The sequence below is a fragment of the Natronolimnohabitans innermongolicus JCM 12255 genome (assembly GCF_000337215.1).
GTDB classification, from domain to species: domain Archaea; phylum Halobacteriota; class Halobacteria; order Halobacteriales; family Natrialbaceae; genus Natronolimnohabitans; species Natronolimnohabitans innermongolicus.
This window is the reverse complement of record NZ_AOHZ01000041.1, coordinates 84,160-101,575: the sequence shown is the minus strand read 5'-3', so window position 1 is coordinate 101,575 and position 17,416 is coordinate 84,160. Positions and strand designations below refer to the sequence as shown.

16 protein-coding genes and 1 pseudogene are annotated in these 17,416 nt (G+C 61.6%); 9 read left to right on the top strand and 8 right to left on the bottom strand.

The annotated features are described in order from the left end of the window. Positions 1-11 precede the first annotated feature (11 nt). Positions 12-1,349 carry a hydroxymethylglutaryl-CoA synthase gene (gene hmgB, locus C493_RS08180; protein WP_007258961.1) on the top strand — a complete coding sequence of 446 codons (1,338 nt, stop codon included), beginning with the start codon at positions 12-14 and terminating at the stop codon, positions 1,347-1,349. Between the two features lie 176 nt (positions 1,350-1,525). Next, positions 1,526-1,864 (top strand): annotated as a pseudogene (locus tag C493_RS08175) (helix-turn-helix domain-containing protein); the annotation flags it as partial. Here C493_RS08175 and C493_RS08170 read toward each other — a convergent pair. Next, the gene (locus C493_RS08170; protein ID WP_007258959.1) at positions 1,862-2,116 is read right to left on the bottom strand and encodes a permease; all 255 of its coding nucleotides are present in this window, start codon (positions 2,114-2,116) and stop codon (positions 1,862-1,864) included. The pseudogene C493_RS08175 and the gene C493_RS08170 overlap by 3 nt on opposite strands. Before the next feature lie 583 nt (positions 2,117-2,699). Between C493_RS08170 and C493_RS24210 the strand changes: the two genes are divergently transcribed. From C493_RS24210 to C493_RS22605, 5 genes are all read left to right on the top strand, one after another. Further along, complete coding sequence (locus C493_RS24210) at positions 2,700-2,960, top strand: heavy-metal-associated domain-containing protein (protein ID WP_394295409.1); 261 nt, start codon at positions 2,700-2,702, stop codon at positions 2,958-2,960. Further along, on the top strand, positions 2,960-5,290 hold the full coding sequence (locus C493_RS08160; RefSeq protein ID WP_049889225.1) for a heavy metal translocating P-type ATPase: 2,331 nt from the start codon (positions 2,960-2,962) through the stop codon (positions 5,288-5,290). The genes C493_RS24210 and C493_RS08160 overlap by 1 nt, the downstream gene beginning before the upstream one ends. A 304-nt stretch (positions 5,291-5,594) precedes the next feature. Continuing rightward, positions 5,595-5,957, top strand: a complete 363-nt coding sequence (locus tag C493_RS08155) for an SHOCT domain-containing protein (RefSeq protein WP_007258957.1) — start codon at positions 5,595-5,597, stop codon at positions 5,955-5,957. Beyond that, positions 5,957-6,664, top strand: coding sequence for a cupredoxin domain-containing protein (locus C493_RS22165; protein ID WP_007258956.1), 708 nt, complete (start codon positions 5,957-5,959; stop codon positions 6,662-6,664). Before C493_RS08155 ends, C493_RS22165 begins: the two co-directional genes overlap by 1 nt. Positions 6,665-7,089: 425 nt before the next feature. After that, positions 7,090-7,287: a hypothetical protein gene (locus C493_RS22605; RefSeq protein WP_152421119.1), complete on the top strand. Its 198-nt coding sequence runs from the start codon at positions 7,090-7,092 to the stop codon at positions 7,285-7,287. Positions 7,288-7,370: 83 nt separating this feature from the next. On the opposite strand, the gene C493_RS08145 is transcribed toward C493_RS22605, so the two are convergent. After that, positions 7,371-8,549 (bottom strand): redox-regulated ATPase YchF, encoded by a 1,179-nt coding sequence (locus C493_RS08145; protein WP_007258955.1) that lies wholly within the window; start codon positions 8,547-8,549, stop codon positions 7,371-7,373. A gap of 123 nt (positions 8,550-8,672) precedes the next feature. Between C493_RS08145 and C493_RS08140 the strand changes: the two genes are divergently transcribed. Then, positions 8,673-9,038, top strand: a complete 366-nt coding sequence (locus tag C493_RS08140; protein WP_049889223.1) for a 2Fe-2S iron-sulfur cluster-binding protein — start codon at positions 8,673-8,675, stop codon at positions 9,036-9,038. A gap of 41 nt (positions 9,039-9,079) precedes the next feature. On the opposite strand, the gene C493_RS23620 is transcribed toward C493_RS08140, so the two are convergent. The 3 genes from C493_RS23620 to C493_RS08125 all read right to left on the bottom strand — a co-directional run bounded on the left by C493_RS23620 (position 9,080) and on the right by C493_RS08125 (position 11,612). Then, complete coding sequence (locus C493_RS23620; protein WP_007258953.1) at positions 9,080-9,355, bottom strand: hypothetical protein; 276 nt, start codon at positions 9,353-9,355, stop codon at positions 9,080-9,082. Positions 9,356-9,455: 100 nt separating this feature from the next. Continuing rightward, positions 9,456-10,796 carry a DUF7344 domain-containing protein gene (locus C493_RS08130; RefSeq protein WP_049889222.1) on the bottom strand — a complete coding sequence of 447 codons (1,341 nt, stop codon included), beginning with the start codon at positions 10,794-10,796 and terminating at the stop codon, positions 9,456-9,458. An 84-nt stretch (positions 10,797-10,880) separates the two neighbouring features. After that, entirely contained in the window at positions 10,881-11,612 is a 732-nt protein-coding gene (locus C493_RS08125) for a GNAT family N-acetyltransferase (protein ID WP_007258951.1), read from the bottom strand. A gap of 237 nt (positions 11,613-11,849) precedes the next feature. Between C493_RS08125 and C493_RS08120 the strand changes: the two genes are divergently transcribed. Continuing rightward, complete coding sequence (locus tag C493_RS08120; protein WP_007258950.1) at positions 11,850-12,323, top strand: hypothetical protein; 474 nt, start codon at positions 11,850-11,852, stop codon at positions 12,321-12,323. 145 nt (positions 12,324-12,468) lie between these two features. Here C493_RS08120 and C493_RS08115 read toward each other — a convergent pair whose 3' ends face one another. The 3 genes from C493_RS08115 to C493_RS08100 form a co-directional block, all read right to left on the bottom strand. Then, on the bottom strand, positions 12,469-13,041 hold the full coding sequence (locus C493_RS08115) for a DUF7344 domain-containing protein (protein ID WP_007258949.1): 573 nt from the start codon (positions 13,039-13,041) through the stop codon (positions 12,469-12,471). Positions 13,042-13,453: 412 nt separating this feature from the next. Beyond that, complete coding sequence (locus C493_RS08110; protein ID WP_007258948.1) at positions 13,454-14,164, bottom strand: helix-turn-helix domain-containing protein; 711 nt, start codon at positions 14,162-14,164, stop codon at positions 13,454-13,456. A 685-nt stretch (positions 14,165-14,849) separates the two neighbouring features. Continuing rightward, a complete protein-coding gene (locus tag C493_RS08100; protein ID WP_007258946.1) occupies positions 14,850-17,264 on the bottom strand; it encodes an MEDS domain-containing protein in 2,415 nt (804 codons plus the stop codon). Positions 17,265-17,416 lie beyond the last annotated feature (152 nt).

Here is a 17,416-nt window from a genome sequence, read left to right as displayed (position 1 = left end):
ATTACCGACACATGACAGCAGTCGGTATCGACGCGATCGAGATCTGGACCGGGAATCTCAAACTCGACCTCCCCGGCACGTTCGCACCCGAGAAAGGCGAAGACCCCGAAAAGTACACGAAGGGCCTCGGCCTGAACGCCAGTTCCTTCCCCGACAGCTACGAGGACATCGTCACGATGGGGGCAAACGCCGCCCATCGACTGATGGAACGCAAAGGGCTCGAGCCCGACGATATCGGTCGCATCGACGTCGCGACCGAAAGCGCGTTCGACAACTCCAAGCCGGTTTCGACGTACGTCGCTGGCTGCCTCGAGCAAGTCTTCGACGGCGACTTCCACCACGCGAACAAGGGCGAACGGAAGTTCGCGTGTATCGCGGGGACCCAGAGCTTAGACGACGCGTACAACTGGATCCGCGCGGGCCGCAACCGCGGTCGCTCGGCGATCGTGATCGCGACCGATACCGCCCTCTACGCCCGCGGCGACGCCGGCGAGGCGACCCAGGGCGCCGGCGCCGTCGCGATGCTCATCAGCGAGGATCCCAACCTGGTCGAACTCTCGGCCGAACAGGGCTACGGCTCGGCCGACGAGACGGACTTCCTCAAACCGAACCAGCAGTTCCCCTCCGTCGACGGCAAGCGCTCGGTGCAGGTCTACCTCGCCCGCATGCGCGAAGCCCTGGAGGACTACGAGAGCGTCGCCGGCGACGTCCACCCCGACGACTTCGAGTACGCCCCGTTCCACACGCCGTTCCCCGGCATGGTCCGGAAGGCCGCCATGCTCGCCTACCGCCACGTCATCCGCGATACGAGCGTCGAGGACGAACTGGCAGACGAAATCGGTCGCCAGCCACGCCCCGAGGCGTTCGACGACGACGAGGCGTTCCGCGAGGCCGTCCGCGAGTACATGGACGAACTCAAGGAAACCGAGGCCTACCAGGAGTGGTACGCCGAGACGATCGATCCGACGCTGTCGATCTCCCGCGAGGTCGGCAACTGGTACACCGGCTCCGTCCACATCGCCCGCGCCAGCGCGCTGAAACACGCCCTCGAGTCGGACCGGGACATGACCGGCGAACGTCTGCTCGTCGGCTCCTACGGCAGCGGCGCGCAGGCGGAGATCCACTCCGAAGTCGTCCAGGACGGCTGGGAGGACGAAATCGAGGCGCTGAACGTTGAGTCTCAACTCGAGGCCCGCTACGACATGAGCTGGGCGGACTACGAGGAAGTTCACGACGTTCACAACCACGATATGGATGTCGACGTCGAGGAGTTCACCGCCCCCGAGTCCGAATTCGTCTTCGACGGCTGGGGCCGGATGGGCGAGCGGAAGTACCGCTACGTCGAGTAGCGAGAGCGGGAGCAGTTTTTTAGCTGCAAATGAGGACGCTAAGCCCCCGTCCTCAAGGAACGAACGGAGCGAAGCGGAGTGAGCGAGTAGGGCGGGGATACAGCGCCCGCACGAGTTGCAAACGACTCCAATCAGAATCCTCAACTATCGATAAGACGTAGCCGTAAGCACGTCGCATGCTGTACAGTCCGCGCTTCCGACTCTTCCCAACTGAGGAGCAACGCGTGGCGATGGACTGGCAGCGCGACACCGTACGACAACTCTACAACCACGCGCTCCGCGAATTCAACAAAATCCCCGAAGACGCGGGCACCATCCGGCAACGCGTCTGGATGGTCCGGGACACGATACCAGGACTGAAAGACTGGTGGCTCGACCTGAACAAGGTGTACTCCACCGTCCTGCAGAAAGCTGTCGAGCGCATCCGCGACAACATCAACAGCCTCGGCAAACTCAAAGATAACGGATACAACGTGGGGTCGCTGAGCTGGAAGAAACCCAGAGAATACCAATCAAGATAACAGTGTTTTCGTCGCAGCGATGTCGCCGAACGAACAGGACGTCGAGGCAGTACCGAACCCCATCGCGTAGAGAACCGATTTCGCGTTCGGTTTGCCCATGTAGTTGACCATCCCTTCTTTGGACACGAACGCCTGGATGGCTCCGGAAATCATGAATCCGAGCATCAATGCCCAGAACGCCTGCCAGAAGAAATCCGCGGCAAGAATCACCCCCTCGACGGCCGTTTCGGCGATCGAAGCAATCATCTTTGATACCTCTGTTGATCGCGCGTCTCGACTCGCCTCTCAGCCGTCGGCCGATTCATTCCCCTAACGACATTTGTAGATGTACTCCGCCCTCCTTCAAGCGATTTGTGACTAAGGAAGCACCATAATTCTGAGTTTGGAGTTTGGAATATAATTTACCACGGCGGTCAAATTTCGTTGTTTGCTTGCTGTGGAACCGTGCGTTGATCGCCACGATCACCGTGCTCACCGATATCAAGACTGCCCTATGACCAGAACAGGAGGTTCCGAGACGACCTGAAAGGACGGCATCAACTCGAACGATATCACGCCTCTGAGGCGAATTTCCTCCGACTGAGTCACTTTCGATTATTAGAGTTGACCCACCGCATAGTCGGGTCATTATAACAACAAATCGCATCAAAGAGGCCCTCGTATATTCCAGATGTGAGAACATGACCGGACCAACCATCCAGTTCAACCATGCCCGAATACTCGAGACGGCCTATCCCCTGCCGATCGGGGGGATAGTGACGAGAGTCAGAGGCGAATCGAGTATCTTGACCGTTGAAAAATTCCCAGCGCATGGGAGCAAAGGGTGGATATGCGCCCACCTATCCCGTTTACAGCAACTGAAATCATGAGTCAGAGCACAACACACCTGAGCATCACGGGAATGGGTTGGACGTCGTGTGCAACAACGATAGCGGAGACCCTCGAAGATGTCGGCGGAGGCGAAGCGGTGACGGTCGACGGTGGCGCTGACCGAGCAACGATTCGTCACGACATCGACGCCTCCGTCGAACAATTCACGGCGGCCGTTGAATCAGCCGGCTACGAAGCTCTCCAGGAGGTGTGCCCATAATGGCAGACGAACAATCAGAGTTAGAACAAACCGACCTGTCCTTGACGGGGATGTCGTGTACGACGTGTGCCTCGACGATCGAAGACAGTCTGGGCGACGTCGAGGGGGTGGAAGACGCGTCGGTCAACTTCGCTACGGAGCGTGCGGACGTCGAACACGACCCGGACGTACCTGCCGATGAGCTCGTGGAAGCCGTCGAGGACGCCGGCTACGGCGTTCAAAAAGAACTGCTCGATGAAGAACAGGAGATGGAAGACGAAGAAGAAATCCAGAAGCTTCGCCGACTGGGCATTCGGTCCTGGATCGTCACGTCGCCCATCGTTCTCCTGATGGTCTTCATGTGGACGCCGCTGGACGTCCTGACGGGCTTTCAGATCGACGTCCTGATGTTCATCTTCGCCACGATCGTCGTCTTCTACTACGGCCTGCGGACCCACTCGGCGGCATACCGCGGCCTCAAAAATGGCGTGTTCAACATGCACGCGCTGATCGCGGTCGGGACGGTCGTCGCGTGGATAACTGGAGTGCTCGTCTTCGTGACACCGATGGAGAACTACGCCGGCGTCGGTGCGATGATTATGGCGTCGCACAACGTCGGAACCTACCTCGAACACCGGGCCAAGGGACGAGCGAGTTCCGCGATCGAGGGCCTGATGTCCATGCAGGCCGAGACGGCGCGCGTTCTACGTGACGGTGACGAAGTCGAAGTGCCCGTTGACGAGGTCGACGTCGGTGACGTGCTGGTCGTCCGGCCCGGCGAGAAAATCCCTGTCGACGGCGTCGTCGTCGAGGGGCGGAGTAACGTCGACGAGTCGATGGTGACTGGCGAATCCGATCCCGTGAGCAAGGACGAGGGCGACGACGTCATCGGCGCGACGGTGAACGGTGCGGGCCGACTCAAAGTCGAAGCGACGAAGGTCGGTGACGATACCTTCCTCTCGGAGGTCGTCGAACTCGTCGAGGAGGCCCAAGGAAGCAAGGTACCGATCCAGGGGCTCACCGACCGTATCACGAACTACTTCGTTCCGGCGGTGCTCGTTATGGCCGGATTGTCGTTCCTCCTCTGGTGGCAACTCCCTGGCGCAATGGAGGCCGTTGCCAGCCTCGGGGCACCGTACCTCCCCTGGGTTGACCTCACGCTCGATCCGCTGACGCTTGGGATCTTCGCGGCCGTCGCCGTCCTCGTGATCTCCTGTCCCTGCGCCCTCGGACTTGCGACGCCGACGGCGCTGATGGCTGGGACGGGCAAGGCCGCCGAGAACGGGATCCTCTTCCGCGACGGCAAGGCTATTCAGACGATGAAGGACCTCGACATCGTCGTCCTCGACAAAACCGGGACCATCACCCAAGGCGATCACTCGGTCACCGACGTCGTCGTTCGGCCTGGCGGTCCGAATGCTACTGATGGGGGCGTCAGTCCCGACGGTGGCAGTGCCGCGGCGGATCCAGCCGACGAGGCCGTGATCGACGAGCGAGAACTCATCAGGCTCGCAGCGTCTGCCGAACGCGGAAGCGAGCACCCCATCGGTGAAGCGTCGATCGAGTACGCCGAGGAAGAAGGAATCGAGCTGTCGGAGCCCGAGGAGTTCGAGAGCGTCCCTGGGAAGGGAATCAAGGCGAACGTGGACGGGCGAGCGGTTTCCGTCGGCAACGTGAGGTTCTTCGAAGACGAACTCGGCGTGGAACTTCCGCCCGGCATCGACGACCAGCTGCACGAACTCGAACAGGAGGGGAAGACCACAGTTATCGTCGGGCTCGAAGACGAACCGGCCGGACTTGTGAGTACTGCCGACACAATCAAGGAAGGCTCCGTCGAGGCCATCGCAGAACTTCACGAGCGCGACGTCGAGACGTGGATGATTACAGGCGATAACGAGCGGACCGCCCACGCGATCGCCGAGCAGGTCGATATCGATCCCGATCGGGTGATGGCCAGTGTCCTCCCACAAGACAAGATCGACAAGGTCAGCGAACTCCAGGACGAGGGGAACAAGGTCGGAATGGTCGGGGATGGAATCAACGACGCGCCCGCGCTCAAACAGGCAAATGTCGGTGTTGCCATCGGCACAGGGACCGACATCGCAATCCAATCCAGCGACGTCAGCCTCGTCCGTGGGTCGCTCGACGCGCTCGTCGACGCGTTTACGCTGTCCGAGAAGATCTTCCAGAAAATCAAGCAGAACCTCTTCTGGGCGTTCATCTACAACATGGTGGCGATCCCGATCGCGTTCTTCGGGCTGCTCCACCCGGTGATCGCCGTCGCCGCGATGATCACCTCGAGTATCTCGGTCATTACGAACTCGACGCGGCTGGGGAACATCGAGCTATAACTGTTACCCATTCAACCCTTCATCTCATCTATCTGGTTCGGGACGGAACCCAATATGTATAGAATCCCGATCTTCCATCGACTCGTCGATGGCTCGTGTGATTTGACGACGAAGAGGGTCCCCGAAGTAGCCGGCTGAACGGAGTTAGCGAGGACTCCCCATCGAGCAACTTTCACAGTGGGCTCCGAAGATCGAAGATCGAATTCGTTGAATTCTCTTCGTTCCTATTGATCTCTCTGGGCAGCATTCCGTTCATCCGGGAATTCAAGCCGGCCTTATAGGGTCGTAGATTGTTCTATCCAGTATGTCTTCGGATGACACCCTCCTCCAGACGGCGCTCATTATCATTACCGTGATCGTACTTCTGCCGCTTCTCATGATGGCACTCGTCATGCCCATGATGTGGTTCTGGGGCGGAGGCCACATGTGGAACGGCGGAATGTGGAACGGAACGGGCGCGACGTGGGCTCCACTCCTGATGTGGGTGATATTTCTCGCCGTTATCGTCGGGATCGGATCCCTCCTGTACCGGGCGGTGCGTTCGCCTGCCAGCCGTGAAACCGATCCGGCACTCGAAGAGTTGCGCAACGCGTACGCTCGTGGTGACCTCTCCGACGAGGAGTTCGAACAGCGGCGACGAAAACTACAAACCCGAGACGAAAACTGATGAACAACCATATACCAACACGGCGTCATGTCCTCGCACTTGGTGGCGCAACGGCGATAACTGCTGTTGCGGGATGTGTGAATAGTAGCGGTTCGCAACCTCTTGGTGGGGCTGATGACGAGGGGAACGATGATACCTCTAATTCCGGTGACGATCACAACCACGATCACGACCACGAACTCGGCCATCCAGAGGCAAGTATTGAGGTGAGCATGGAATCGGACGAGGATACGCACCACTTCGTCCCACACGTCGTTCACATCGAAGAGGGAGGAGCAGTCACGTGGTATCTCGAAAGTGGCGCGCATGACACTGTAGCGTACCACCCGGATAACAGTAATCTACTCCCGTCTTCCACTGAACGTCGGATTCCGGAGGATACCCATCCCTGGGCGAGCGACCTGTACCGAACGGAAGGAGAAACGTTCGAACGAACCTTTGAGGAGTCAGGAGTGTACGACTACGGTTGTACAGTCGTCGAACATGGTCACGGACCCGACCGCGGTCGAGGCCACCATGGTCACCACCGGACCCACGAAGAAACGGGGATGGTTGGGCGTGTGATCGTCGGTTGGCCAGAATACGATGAGGACACTGAGCCTGCCCTTCGAGCACCCCAAGCGGACCTTCCAGACAGGGCGAGGCGTGAGTTTGACAGCTTCAATGAGCGAACAGAAGAAGCGCTTCGGCACGGTGGCCATCGCTGACCGGGATCATTCCGAGCCGATATTCTCCTTCGGTCCGTTCACTGGGTCTCTGTGACTGGATTCTACGCGACACAACGGTATGTTACGCAACGAGTTCATAGTCACATAGCCCTATCCATTCAATTAATTCGAAATGTGATTAACTTCATTGTGTTACATCTATGCTCTACGTTAAGCAAGCATCTTCTGATAGGATCTGAGTAGGACGTTCAGTTTCTGCTGACTCGATGGAAATTCTGCTATGACATATATTACTGTCAATTTGTACTCACGGTCTTGATTACTAGTTCTGAGTACACACAGTGTACACAACGTATAATTCGTATCTCGATCCCGTCGATGCGCATATTCACTCTCGGTCCAAGTTTGGCATCTTTCAGTGTTTCTTGAAAAGTAACTTGAAGATCGGCGTCAGTACTTGACCCATGGAACAAGCGAAACGGTTTGGAGTGGGTGCGGTGATTTTAGGGTTATCAGGTCTTCTCTTCGGTTCTATGGCGATCCTTGATTCAGCAGAATCGACAGGAGTATTCGGATTTGCAGGGATCGCTGTTGGAGTCGTGTTACTCGTTATTGGCGTCGGTAAATATCGAGAGTGGGAGAGTTTTTCGACGAATCAGTAATACTACTCGTATGGTCAATACTTGTGCCTCCAGTACAGAACAGTTCTCTCGGCGATAGTAGGTAGAAATATGTGTGTTTATTGTCAATTAGTACTCACGATCTTGATCACGTCACCCTCATCGAGTTCGTACTCCTCACCCACCTCTCGGCTCGTTTTCGCGTTGACGGCGTGGAGGTAGCCGTCGCCGATGTCGGAGTGGACGGCGTAGGCGAGGTCGACGGGCGTCGAACCGTCGGGAAGCAAGAACGCGTCCGGCAGAATGTTCCCGCTGCCGTCGGACCACTTCGAGGCGTCCTCGACGGGGTAGGCGGTGAGGTGCTCGAGCAGGTCGTAGACCGCGTAGTTCAGCGCGCCCTGGACGCCCGTGCCGCCGTGTTCGGCCATCGACGACGCGAGTCCCTCGAGGGCCTCTCGCTGGGCGTCGCTGACGTCGTCGCCGATCTCGAGGCTCTCGTCGCCGGGGTCGTAGTCGACCAGACCGTTGTCCGCGGCCCGACGCAGGGCGAGTTCGCCCTCCGCGGTGGTCGGGATCACGGGTTTATCGAGCTCGAGCAGCGTTTCGACGTGCTCATCGGGGGCAACGTCGATCTTGTTCGCGGCGACGACGATCGGTTTGGTGCGCTCGCGGACCAGTCGGGCGAGTTCCTCGCGGTGGTCGTCCTCCCACTGGATCGGGTCCTCGGGATAATCCAGTTCGCGAAGCACCTTGGCGATCTGGGTCGGCGAGGCGCCAAAGCCCGAGAGCATGTCAGCGAGGACGTCGTCGATGTCGAAATCGGGCGAGCGGGACTTTCGCTCGACGGACTCCCAGTTGTTCTCGACGATGCCCGCGAGCCAGAGGTCCATCTCCTCCTCGACGAAGTCGATGTCCTCGAGGGGATCGTGCGTACCGATATCGACGGGTTCGCCCTTCTCGTTGGTGCCGCCGGAGGCGTCGATGACGTTGACGATCACGTCGGCGTTCGTGAGCTCGTCGAGGAACTGGTTGCCGAGTCCCTTCCCCTCGTGGGCGCCCGGCACGAGCCCGGCCACGTCGATCAGTTCGATCGGGACGTAGCGCTTGCCGTCCTCGCAGTCGTCGGCGTTACAGCGCTCCTCGCGCTCGAGGCAAGGGCACTCGGTTCGGACGTAGCTGACGCCGCGGTTGGCGTCGATGGTCGTGAAGGGGTAGTTGGCGACGTCGACGTCGGCCATCGTCGCCGCGGTGTAGAACGTGGACTTGCCGGCGTTCGGCTTTCCGGCAAGCGCAATCGAAAGCATAGGAAGCGGTACTCCCGTTGGCCAAAATTGCCTTTCGGTTCGACGGGCCAGACGCGGTCCGCCAGCGAGCGCGAGACCGGTGGGCGGCCAAGAACGAAGCGTCTGGAGATGGTGGCAACCGGTATGCCGACGATCGACTTTCGCGGACGGGAGATCGAGTGCGACCGCGGCCGAATCCTTCGCGACGTCCTCCTCGAGGCGGATGAATCGCCCCACAACGGTCGCGCGAACTACCTCAACTGCCGCGGACACGGAACCTGTGGCACCTGCGCCGTCGCCATCGAGGGCGCGGTCAGCGAGCCGACGGCGGCCGAGCGCCGCCGACTCTCGATTCCACCCCACGACCCCGATTCGGGCCTTCGGCTGTCGTGCCAGACGCGGGTGGACGGCGACGTCGTGGTCCGCAAGTACGACGGGTTCTGGGGGCAACACGGTCCGGCCGAAGACGACGAGGCGGGTGAGTCGCCGGCGGTCGAAGACGAGGCGTGAGCCCTTCGGTTGAAGGGAGCACGACTTTCCACGTTACGACATCACTGTCGTCCGTGCAGTACGACGACTTCATCGGCGAGGTCCAACAGCGCGCACAGCTTGACTCCCGAGAGGCCGCACTGAGCATCTCCCGGGCGACGCTGACGACGCTCGCGTAGCGCATCCAGCCCGGCGAAGCCGAGAACCTCGGCGCCCAGCTTCCCGACGAACTCGGGCGCTTCCTCGAGGAGGCCACTACCGGCGGCGAACTCGAGGGGATTCGCCGACAGCTCCCCGACGGCGAGGGGTACGAACGGCTGTTCGAACTGGCCGAGCAAGAGGAGAGTCCGGCGTGAAGTACCCCGCGCACGGTGGGGCGGGGCACTCGCCCTTCCTAACTATTGTAGAAGCCACCGCAATCCGCTCGTCGGACGGTCTTCAGCGGGTTCCGGGCTCGAACGACTCGAGCAGGACCGACGCTTCGCGGACGCCTTCTTCGAAGACAGCGTGTTCCGGGGCCGAGACGCGGTCCGCGTACGGCTCCCAGTCGACGGCGCGGAGGTCCTGCAGCGCCGGCAGCGTCGTGTGTCGAAGGGCGACGGCGACGGCGTCGGCATCGGTATCGGCATCCGTGTGCGCCGACACGTCGCGAGCGAGTTCGTCGACCGGCCGCGCCCCGTCGTCCCACTCGTGATAGAGGACGGCGAGTGCGAGGCGGGCGCGCTCGGCTGCGAGTACCTCGAGGGTCGACTCCACGGTCGACGGGACGTCCGTGGCGGCCTCGAGACCGGGTTCGGGTGCCGGAACAACCGAGTCGGCGTCCGGTCGATCCGCTTCGGTTTCGACGGTGTCGTCGTCGCCAGCGTCGAACTCGGCGAACGCTTCGCGTGCGGCCGGGTGGGCCGGTTGCGCGGGCGCAGCGGTTCGTCCCGCGGGGTCGGTGTCCTGCCAGACGGCGGTCGACGAGCCGGATGCGTTCGCCGACGGAGACGTGTCGTCGGTCGTCGGTTCTGGTGACCGTGACGGTGACGATGATGGACCGCGACCGCTCTGGGTCGACTCTCCTTCGGCTGCGGCCGTCACGTCGCTCGTCGCGACGACGTCGATCGTGGCGGTCGACGGTTCGCGTTCGGTTGCGGAGGTGACCGTACCGGTGGGTGCGGCGGTGGCGGCGGTGGCAGCGGCTGCCGTCGGTCGTTCGACGGTCAGTTCGGTGCCACGCCCCTCCTTGGGCCGGGCGACTTCCGACACGGTGGCGGCCGCGTGATCGTGTCCGTTAGCGTCTGACTCGCCTTCGGAGTCCGCCGATTCGTCGTCCGAACTCGAGTCGCGATCCGGACCGACCGGACCGGGCGAAACGACGTCGGGTTCCTCTCGGACGGCCGTGACGAAGCCGGTTGCGCCGCCGACGGCCGCGAGCGTCGTCGTCAGCGACAGCGGGTCGTGGATCGTTCCGCCCTCGAGAGCGATGTAAGCGATCAGCCAGATGCCGAGCGCGCAGGCGACGACGATCCCGATCGAGACGCGAGTCGCGACCTGCCAGCGGACGTCTCGAGAAACGTCTCGATTTGCCAGCCAGTAGCCACCCGTCGCCAGTCCGGTCGGAACGAGCAGCGAGACGAACAGTTCGAACGCCAGTACCGGCTGTGAGGCCGGAATAGACAGCGTCCGGACGATGCCAGCGACCGACAGCGCGATCCCCATCGCGACGATGATTGCGGTCGCTTCCCCCAACCCCTCACGCTCGTGACCGAGCCGTGTCGGGGTAGTGAAACGCATACAACTGCGTTGTACAGACTGTACTATAAAGCCGACAGTCTGGAAATCGACACGTTCTATCGAGATGGTAAACCGAGACGACGCTCAGAGTTCGATCGCTAACATCACCTCGTCGACGTAGTGTCCGTTGAGTTTGTAGTGGTCCTCGCGAATCGCTTCGGTCTCCCAGTCGTGTTCCTCGAGGAAGGCGATGGCGTCCTCGTTGCTCGCGGGGACGCTCTGGTAAACCCGCTCGTAGCCGTTCGCGCCGGCCCACTCGAGGCCCCGCGAGAGCAGGTGTGAACCGATGCCGTACCCGCGGTATTCATCCAGGACGCCGACGGTGAGTTCGGCGGTGTGAGAGAGTTTCTCCAGTTCCGGCGCGAAGAGGTGAACCCAGCCGACGACCTCGTCCTCGACGGTCGCGACGAAGAACATCCGCGATTTGAGCTCGTTGTGCCGGAGCAAGGCGTTCTCGTGGTCGATCTCGTCGGCGACGCTCTCGGCTTCGATGTACGTTTTCTCTTCTGTAACCTGTCTGATCGCGCCGACGACGCCCGAGAGATCTTCCTGTCTGGCCGGCCGAATGTGAAACTCGAGTTCCTCGGCGACGTACTCCTCTTCGGCGCCGGCGTCGATCGTCACCCGAAGTCGCCCGTCGTCTTCCTCCAGCCGGTCGTCTCGCTTGAGCAGCGCGACGTGATGACGGAAGCCGCTCGGGTCGATTTTCAACGCCGCCTGTGCATCGTCCGGATCGACCGCGCCGTGTCGTTCGACGTACTCGTAAATCGCTTTGCGGTCCGCGTGGCCGAACTCGAGCGTCTCAGTCGGTGACATGGGTGGTGATACCACACCACAGTACTTAACGGTGGCTCCGCCCATTCGCTTGGCTCTGTGGCGCCGGTCCGCTGGCGGCGTTCGGTCGATCTCGCGGCGGCGCGACTTGGACGGACTTAATACTCCCACAGGTAAATCCGGAATTCCTTCCGTTCCCGATTCGTCCAATCGAGTGCGTGAGAACGGATTCGACCCGATTCGGGTCGATCGTGCTGGTGTTCCACTCACGTCCCCTCCATGATCGAAACAGATCTGCTCGTTGCCGCGCCGGCGCTTGCGGTTGCCGTAGTCGGCGGGCTGATCGCCCACGAACTGGCCCACGCGCAGGTCTTGCGGCTCTTCGGTATCGACCACACCATCTCGTACTTCCCGCGACGGACCGACGCCGAAGGTGGGCTGCTCTCCAGTCCGCCGCTGGCGGTCGTCCAACCCCACCCGACCGGCCGAGAGTCACCGCACGCCCTCCGCGCCGCGGCGCTCGCGCCGTTACTCTTGGCCGTTCCGGTCTTCGTGACCGGACTCAGCGGGACCGTACCCGCCGACTCGCCGATCTTGCTGGCGATCGCGGTCGGCTGGCTCGCCTGTGCGATTCCGAGCCCGCAAGACTTCTCCGTCGTCTTCTACGCACACCGCGTCCTCGAGCGACACTCGCTCGAGTCGAGCGCGGATGCGACGACGAACGCGACGGCATCCGGTTCCCGCGCCGATTGACGGTCGTCGTTACAGTTCCGGATCGTCGTCTCTTCCTCGTCGAGTTCGTCGCGTCCTCGAGCCGTCTCTCGTCCGGTCGTCGCGATGCGACGGGTACGACTGTCCGGTATCGTCGGCCACTCCAGAGTTACGCCGCCGAGAACTGTTAGGCCGTCGAGAGCTCCGTGTAGGCGTGGCCGGCCGTCACGGTGGCGAACGTCACGACGACGAGCACGGCGGCGAGCGCCCACGAGAGCGGAATCAGTCCGACGCCGATCGCCGCGAGAACGAGTCCGCAACAGCCGACCGTCGCCGCGTAGCGAACGAGCCACGGATCCGGCGACGACTCGTCGAGTCCGGTCAGATAGGGGTCGAACTCCGCCGCGAGCGGCGTCGATTCGACGGTTCCGCGGTCCTTGTCGTACTCGACGATTCCGCGGGTGTCGAGTTTCGGCAGGTGCGACTGATACAGCGAGATGTAGACGCGCTGGCGCTGACTCGAGGTCAGGTTCTCGACGGTCGTTCCGTGCTCGCGGGCCGCGATTCGCTCGGCGAGCGTTCGCAGCGTCATCGGCTCGTCTCCGATTCGGAGATACTCGAGGACGTGCCGTCGGCGACTGGTCTGGAGAATGTGGTAGATGTCGTCGGGTTCGAGTTTGGCGGCGTCCTCGGCTGGCCCGGACGCTGTCGCCGACTGTCGCCCGTCGGAGTGGTCGCCGTGGGTCACGGTATCCGCCATCGTCGTAGCTATCTCCGTCAGGAGCGGTTAAGTATCTTGGTCGTCTCTCGAACCTGACAGTCGGAAACGAGGAATCGACGACAGTTCGATTGCAACACGACGACGGTTGTGAGCGGCAAAAAGCGGTCACACAGCCACGAGTGACCGCCGTGATTGAGCACGAGTGATCCACCAGCGCATCTTATCGCGGGGTGTCTCTTCGAGTCGGCACTCTGCCGACATCGATAGTAACGCACTGTCCAATAATAAAGCTAGTTATTGGTGTAAACTTCTTCGTACTCTCTCTGGTGGTTGAAACCTACAAGTTAAAATGGCAGTTTGCGAAACATATCCTCGTTGTATCTCTATCTGTCCATGAGACGTTTCCGTCTGAAACATTTTGCCCTCGCATGCCGTCGTTCGAGTCACCGCGTCACGGATCGATCGCCGTCGGCGTCATCTCGTCGGTGAGCTGCGAGCTAACGAGGGCGGCCTGGCAACGACGGAGACGTTCGGAGAGCGCCTGATGGGAGACATCGAGTTCCGCGGCGAGTTCCTTGAGCGTGATCTGTCGCGGGATATCGAAGTAGCCGAGTTCGTGGGCCTTACAGATCGTCTCGTACTGCGTCCGGGTCAGCGGCGTCTGCGCGCTGGCGACGTCGTCGATGCCCGTCAGGCGGGTGACGTTCATCTCGAAGCCGTACTGCTCGAACAGTCCGTAACACTCCGAAAGCGACGCTCGGTCGTGAAAGAGCAACGTTACCGACCACGTGCCGTCCTCGCCGGTCGCCTCGAGGATCGCCCCGTCGTTTTCCGCGACGATGCGTTCGAACAGTTTGTTCTCCGCGCCGAACTCGAGGCGAAACAGCCACCGATCCTGCGGTCCCTCGTGGCCGGAATCGGAAGCCGTCCGTTTCGGCTGGTCTCGGTGGGACTCCCCGGCCAACATCGCGAGAACGTCGACCGACGGATCCGACTCGAGTGCGTTCCGAACGGTCTCTCGGTCGGGTCCGCTGACCCAGACCAGCGGGGGCGTATCCCCGATCATGCCGCCGATTTCGAACTCGAACGTCGGCACGCGATCGAAGGTTCGAGCGGCGCCGAGACTAGTTGCTGGAATCTCGAGTTCGACGACCGTGGTCATCACCGGGATGCACCACGGAGACGTATAGACCCGTTGGGTTTCCGGTAGCCTTTCCCGCCACCCAATTCCCGTGACTCTTCGCCTCCGCTGAGAGTCGTCGCCGCTGACCCGCGGGCGACGAGACGGCCGGGTCCGTCCCCGACCGCATTTTCATCGACCGAACACGCCAGTAAGATATAATATTGTGGATTGCTAACCAGTATCCGTCCGAGTTCGGTGCTCGGCCGACAGGGACTACAGGGCGGCTGTGACACGTTTTCCGGGTGGTGCGCTCGCTGAGCGACCGCGAGCGCGTTCACAGCGACTGTCGGTAACCACAGACGGGACACGTCATCATCCCGTCGGCGATCAGTACGTAACTTCGATCGCAGCGATCACACGGGCAGCCGATCGCAACGCCCGTCTCGCGGGCGATCCCGCGAAGCGTATTCTCCAGCAACGCCAGCCGAGACTCGGTTCGCTCTACGCGCGCGGCTACGTTTCGAAGGCGCACGTCCTGGCGCTCGAGAGCCGACCTGCTATCGACGCGTGAGCGGGTTCGGTCCGAACCGTCGGCGACGGACCGATCCGTTCGTACTGGAAACCGGGGCATCATCGTGAATAGTAGGGGCCTCGCGACTATATAGCTGCGCTCAGGCGATCGGACCAGTCAGTGCGGCGACGCTCCGATCGGACAGAAGTCGCCTCACTGCGTCACCGGTAACGTAAACGAGAACGTCGCTCCCTCGCCGGGTTCGGAGTCGAGCCAGATCTCGCCGCCGTGGCGCTCGACGATCCGCTCACACAGCGCGAGGCCGATCCCCGTCCCGTCGTACTCCTCGCGGCTGTGGAGTCGGTCGAAGACCGTGAACACGCGTTCCTGATCCGCCGGATCGATGCCGATCCCGTCGTCTTCGACCGAGACGATCCACTCGTTGCCCCGTCTGTCGGCGTCGACGCGAATCCGCGGCGGCTCGTCGCCGCTGTAGGTGATCGCGTTCGTCAGCAGGTTCTGGAACACCTGGCGCAACTGGCTCGCATCGCCCTCGACGCGCGGCAGTTCCGCGGTCGTGATCTCCGCGTCGTGTTCCTCGATGCGGAACTGCAAGTCCTCGAGGACACCCTCGAGGACGTCGTTGAGGTCGACCGGTTCGAACGGCTCGCCGCGGGTCTCGATACGGGAGTACTCGAGCAAGCCGTCGATCATCTCGCGCATCCGCTCGGCGCCGTCGACGGCGTACTCGAGGAACTCCTCGCCGTCGTCGTCGAGTGCGTCGCCGTGTCGTCGCTCGATCAGCTGCAGGTAGCTCGTGATCATCCGCAGGGGCTCCTGGAGGTCGTGGCTCGCGGCGTAGGCGAACTGTTCTAAGCGTTCGTTGGACTCCTCGAGCGCTTGCTCGCGTTGCTCGCGCTCGAGTTCGTAGGCGACCCACTGCCCCATCAGATGCAGGAACGTCCGTTCGGCCTCGGAGAAGGGGCGGTCGCGTTCGTCGGTCGAGAGGAAAAACACCGTCCGGTCCAGCGCGTCCTCGAGTTCGATACACGTGCCGAGATAGGTCTCGATACCGAACTCGTCGTAGATGAGCGCGTCTTCGAACCCGCAGGCTTTCGGCTCGGTGACGTCGATGACGTCCGGGTCCTCGACGGTCGATCGACAGTACGTTTCCGAGAGGGAAACCGTCGATCCGGGGGTAATCCGGTCGTGATCACCACAGACCGATTCGACCTCGAGGGTGTCCGTCGCCGGATCGACGCGTGCGATTCCGCCGAATTCGAGGCCGAACCGCTCGCGACCAAGGTCGAGCAGATCCCGGAGCTTTTCCTCGACCGAGCGCTCGAGGTCGGCTGCGATTTCGTAAAGAGTCTGCTGGTGACGGTCGCGGTGTTCTCGCTCGAGTTCGTACTTGATCCACTGGCCGAGTAACTGCTGGACGGTGAGTTCGTCGTCGGTAAAGGGTCGATCGCGGCCGTCGCTGTCGACGAAGAAAAACGTTCGATCGGGACCGCCGTCGACCTCGATGTACGTTCCGAGATACGCCTCGAGACCGAGTTCGCGGTAGACGGACACGTCGTCCCCCTCGACTTCGGGATCGGTGACGGCCCCGGTCGCCTCGATGGCGGTCGTGGCGGTGCAGTAGGTCTCCGATAGCGGGAGTTCGGCGCCCGGTTCGAAGCGATCGTGATCGTCGCTGACGGCTTCGATCTCGAACGTGTCCGTGTCGGGGTCGACGCGGGCGAGTGCACCGAGTTCGAGATCGAACCGCTCGCAACCGAGTTCGAACAGCTCCTGGAGTTTCGTGTCGAACGAGCGATCGGGATCGCCCGCGATTTCGTTCTGTCGCTGGAGTTGGCGTCGGTGCGCGTGTAATTCGGCGCGTGCTTCGGTTCGATCGACGAGCGTTCCCATCATCCGATCGATCCGCCGCTCCGGTTGCTCGGGACCGAAGTACTCCTCGGGCGGCGTGTAGTAGAAGTTTCGACAGACGGTGCCGTCGTAGATGAGATGTGGATGGGTCTCGATGACGTCCTGAATCGCTTCGGGCGGGAAGTGATCCCGACCGTACTGACAGAGCGAGATGACGTCCCTGTCGGGGAGCAACTGGTTGAGTCGCCCCTCGTATCGCATGAGTTCCTCGAGACCCGGCGCCGCATCCAGCACCCACGACATCTCACCGGTAATCCGTACGCCGTCGGCGTCGGCGATGACGTCGTCCAGAAACGCGATCATCTCTTCGGCGTCGAAGCGACCGTCCTCGAGATACGTCTCGGTAGCGGAATAGATCGAGAACGCATCCGACTCGAGTGCGGCATCGACGTCGACGTCGGTATCGGCGCTGCGAAACGCCTCGAGAACCGTCTCGGTGTCGTTTTCGGCAGCGATATAGAGACAGCGTTCGTTACGCTCGAGGCCGGCTTCGATGAAGGGGACGACGGTCTCGAGTTGCGCCTCGCGGGACTCGTAAACGAGCGCGAGGTGGTCGTAGGAGTCGTGTTCGGCGACCGGTCCCGTGGAGCCGCTGAATTCGGAACTCGGCGGTGGCGATTCGAACTCGTTCTCGAGACCGAGAACGTCTGTCGTGGACTCGTGGTCTGTCGTTGGCTCGTGTGTGGATCGGCTCATACTCGGATCTGGATTGATCGGTGAGCGGACGGCCACTCGCTGGAAAGCGCTATCGGCGTCGCTCGCGACAGACGTCGGGTAACTCTCGGGCAGCGTTCGTACGAGGGGAGTCAGTTTCTATCGTAACCGGTGTTCCCACCCTCGCCTGACGG

Excerpts from the sequence above, each read along its gene's own strand:
- C493_RS08160 (WP_049889225.1), top strand. The coding sequence starts at position 2,960 with ATGGCAGACGAACAATCAGAGTTAGAACAAACCGACCTGTCCTTGACG.
- C493_RS24210 (WP_394295409.1), top strand. The coding sequence starts at position 2,700 with ATGCGCCCACCTATCCCGTTTACAGCAACTGAAATCATGAGTCAGAGC.
- C493_RS08100 (WP_007258946.1), bottom strand. The coding sequence starts at position 17,264 with ATGAGCCGATCCACACACGAGCCAACGACAGACCACGAGTCCACGACA.
- C493_RS08110 (WP_007258948.1), bottom strand. The coding sequence starts at position 14,164 with ATGACCACGGTCGTCGAACTCGAGATTCCAGCAACTAGTCTCGGCGCC.
- C493_RS08130 (WP_049889222.1), bottom strand. The coding sequence starts at position 10,796 with ATGCGTTTCACTACCCCGACACGGCTCGGTCACGAGCGTGAGGGGTTG.
- C493_RS08120 (WP_007258950.1), top strand. The coding sequence starts at position 11,850 with ATGATCGAAACAGATCTGCTCGTTGCCGCGCCGGCGCTTGCGGTTGCC.
- C493_RS08140 (WP_049889223.1), top strand. The coding sequence starts at position 8,673 with ATGCCGACGATCGACTTTCGCGGACGGGAGATCGAGTGCGACCGCGGC.
- C493_RS08170 (WP_007258959.1), bottom strand. The coding sequence starts at position 2,116 with ATGATTGCTTCGATCGCCGAAACGGCCGTCGAGGGGGTGATTCTTGCC.
- C493_RS22165 (WP_007258956.1), top strand. The coding sequence starts at position 5,957 with ATGAACAACCATATACCAACACGGCGTCATGTCCTCGCACTTGGTGGC.
- C493_RS08155 (WP_007258957.1), top strand. The coding sequence starts at position 5,595 with ATGTCTTCGGATGACACCCTCCTCCAGACGGCGCTCATTATCATTACC.
- C493_RS08145 (WP_007258955.1), bottom strand. The coding sequence starts at position 8,549 with ATGCTTTCGATTGCGCTTGCCGGAAAGCCGAACGCCGGCAAGTCCACG.
- C493_RS08125 (WP_007258951.1), bottom strand. The coding sequence starts at position 11,612 with ATGTCACCGACTGAGACGCTCGAGTTCGGCCACGCGGACCGCAAAGCG.
- C493_RS22605 (WP_152421119.1), top strand. The coding sequence starts at position 7,090 with ATGGAACAAGCGAAACGGTTTGGAGTGGGTGCGGTGATTTTAGGGTTA.
- C493_RS08115 (WP_007258949.1), bottom strand. The coding sequence starts at position 13,041 with ATGGCGGATACCGTGACCCACGGCGACCACTCCGACGGGCGACAGTCG.
- hmgB (WP_007258961.1), top strand. The coding sequence starts at position 12 with ATGACAGCAGTCGGTATCGACGCGATCGAGATCTGGACCGGGAATCTC.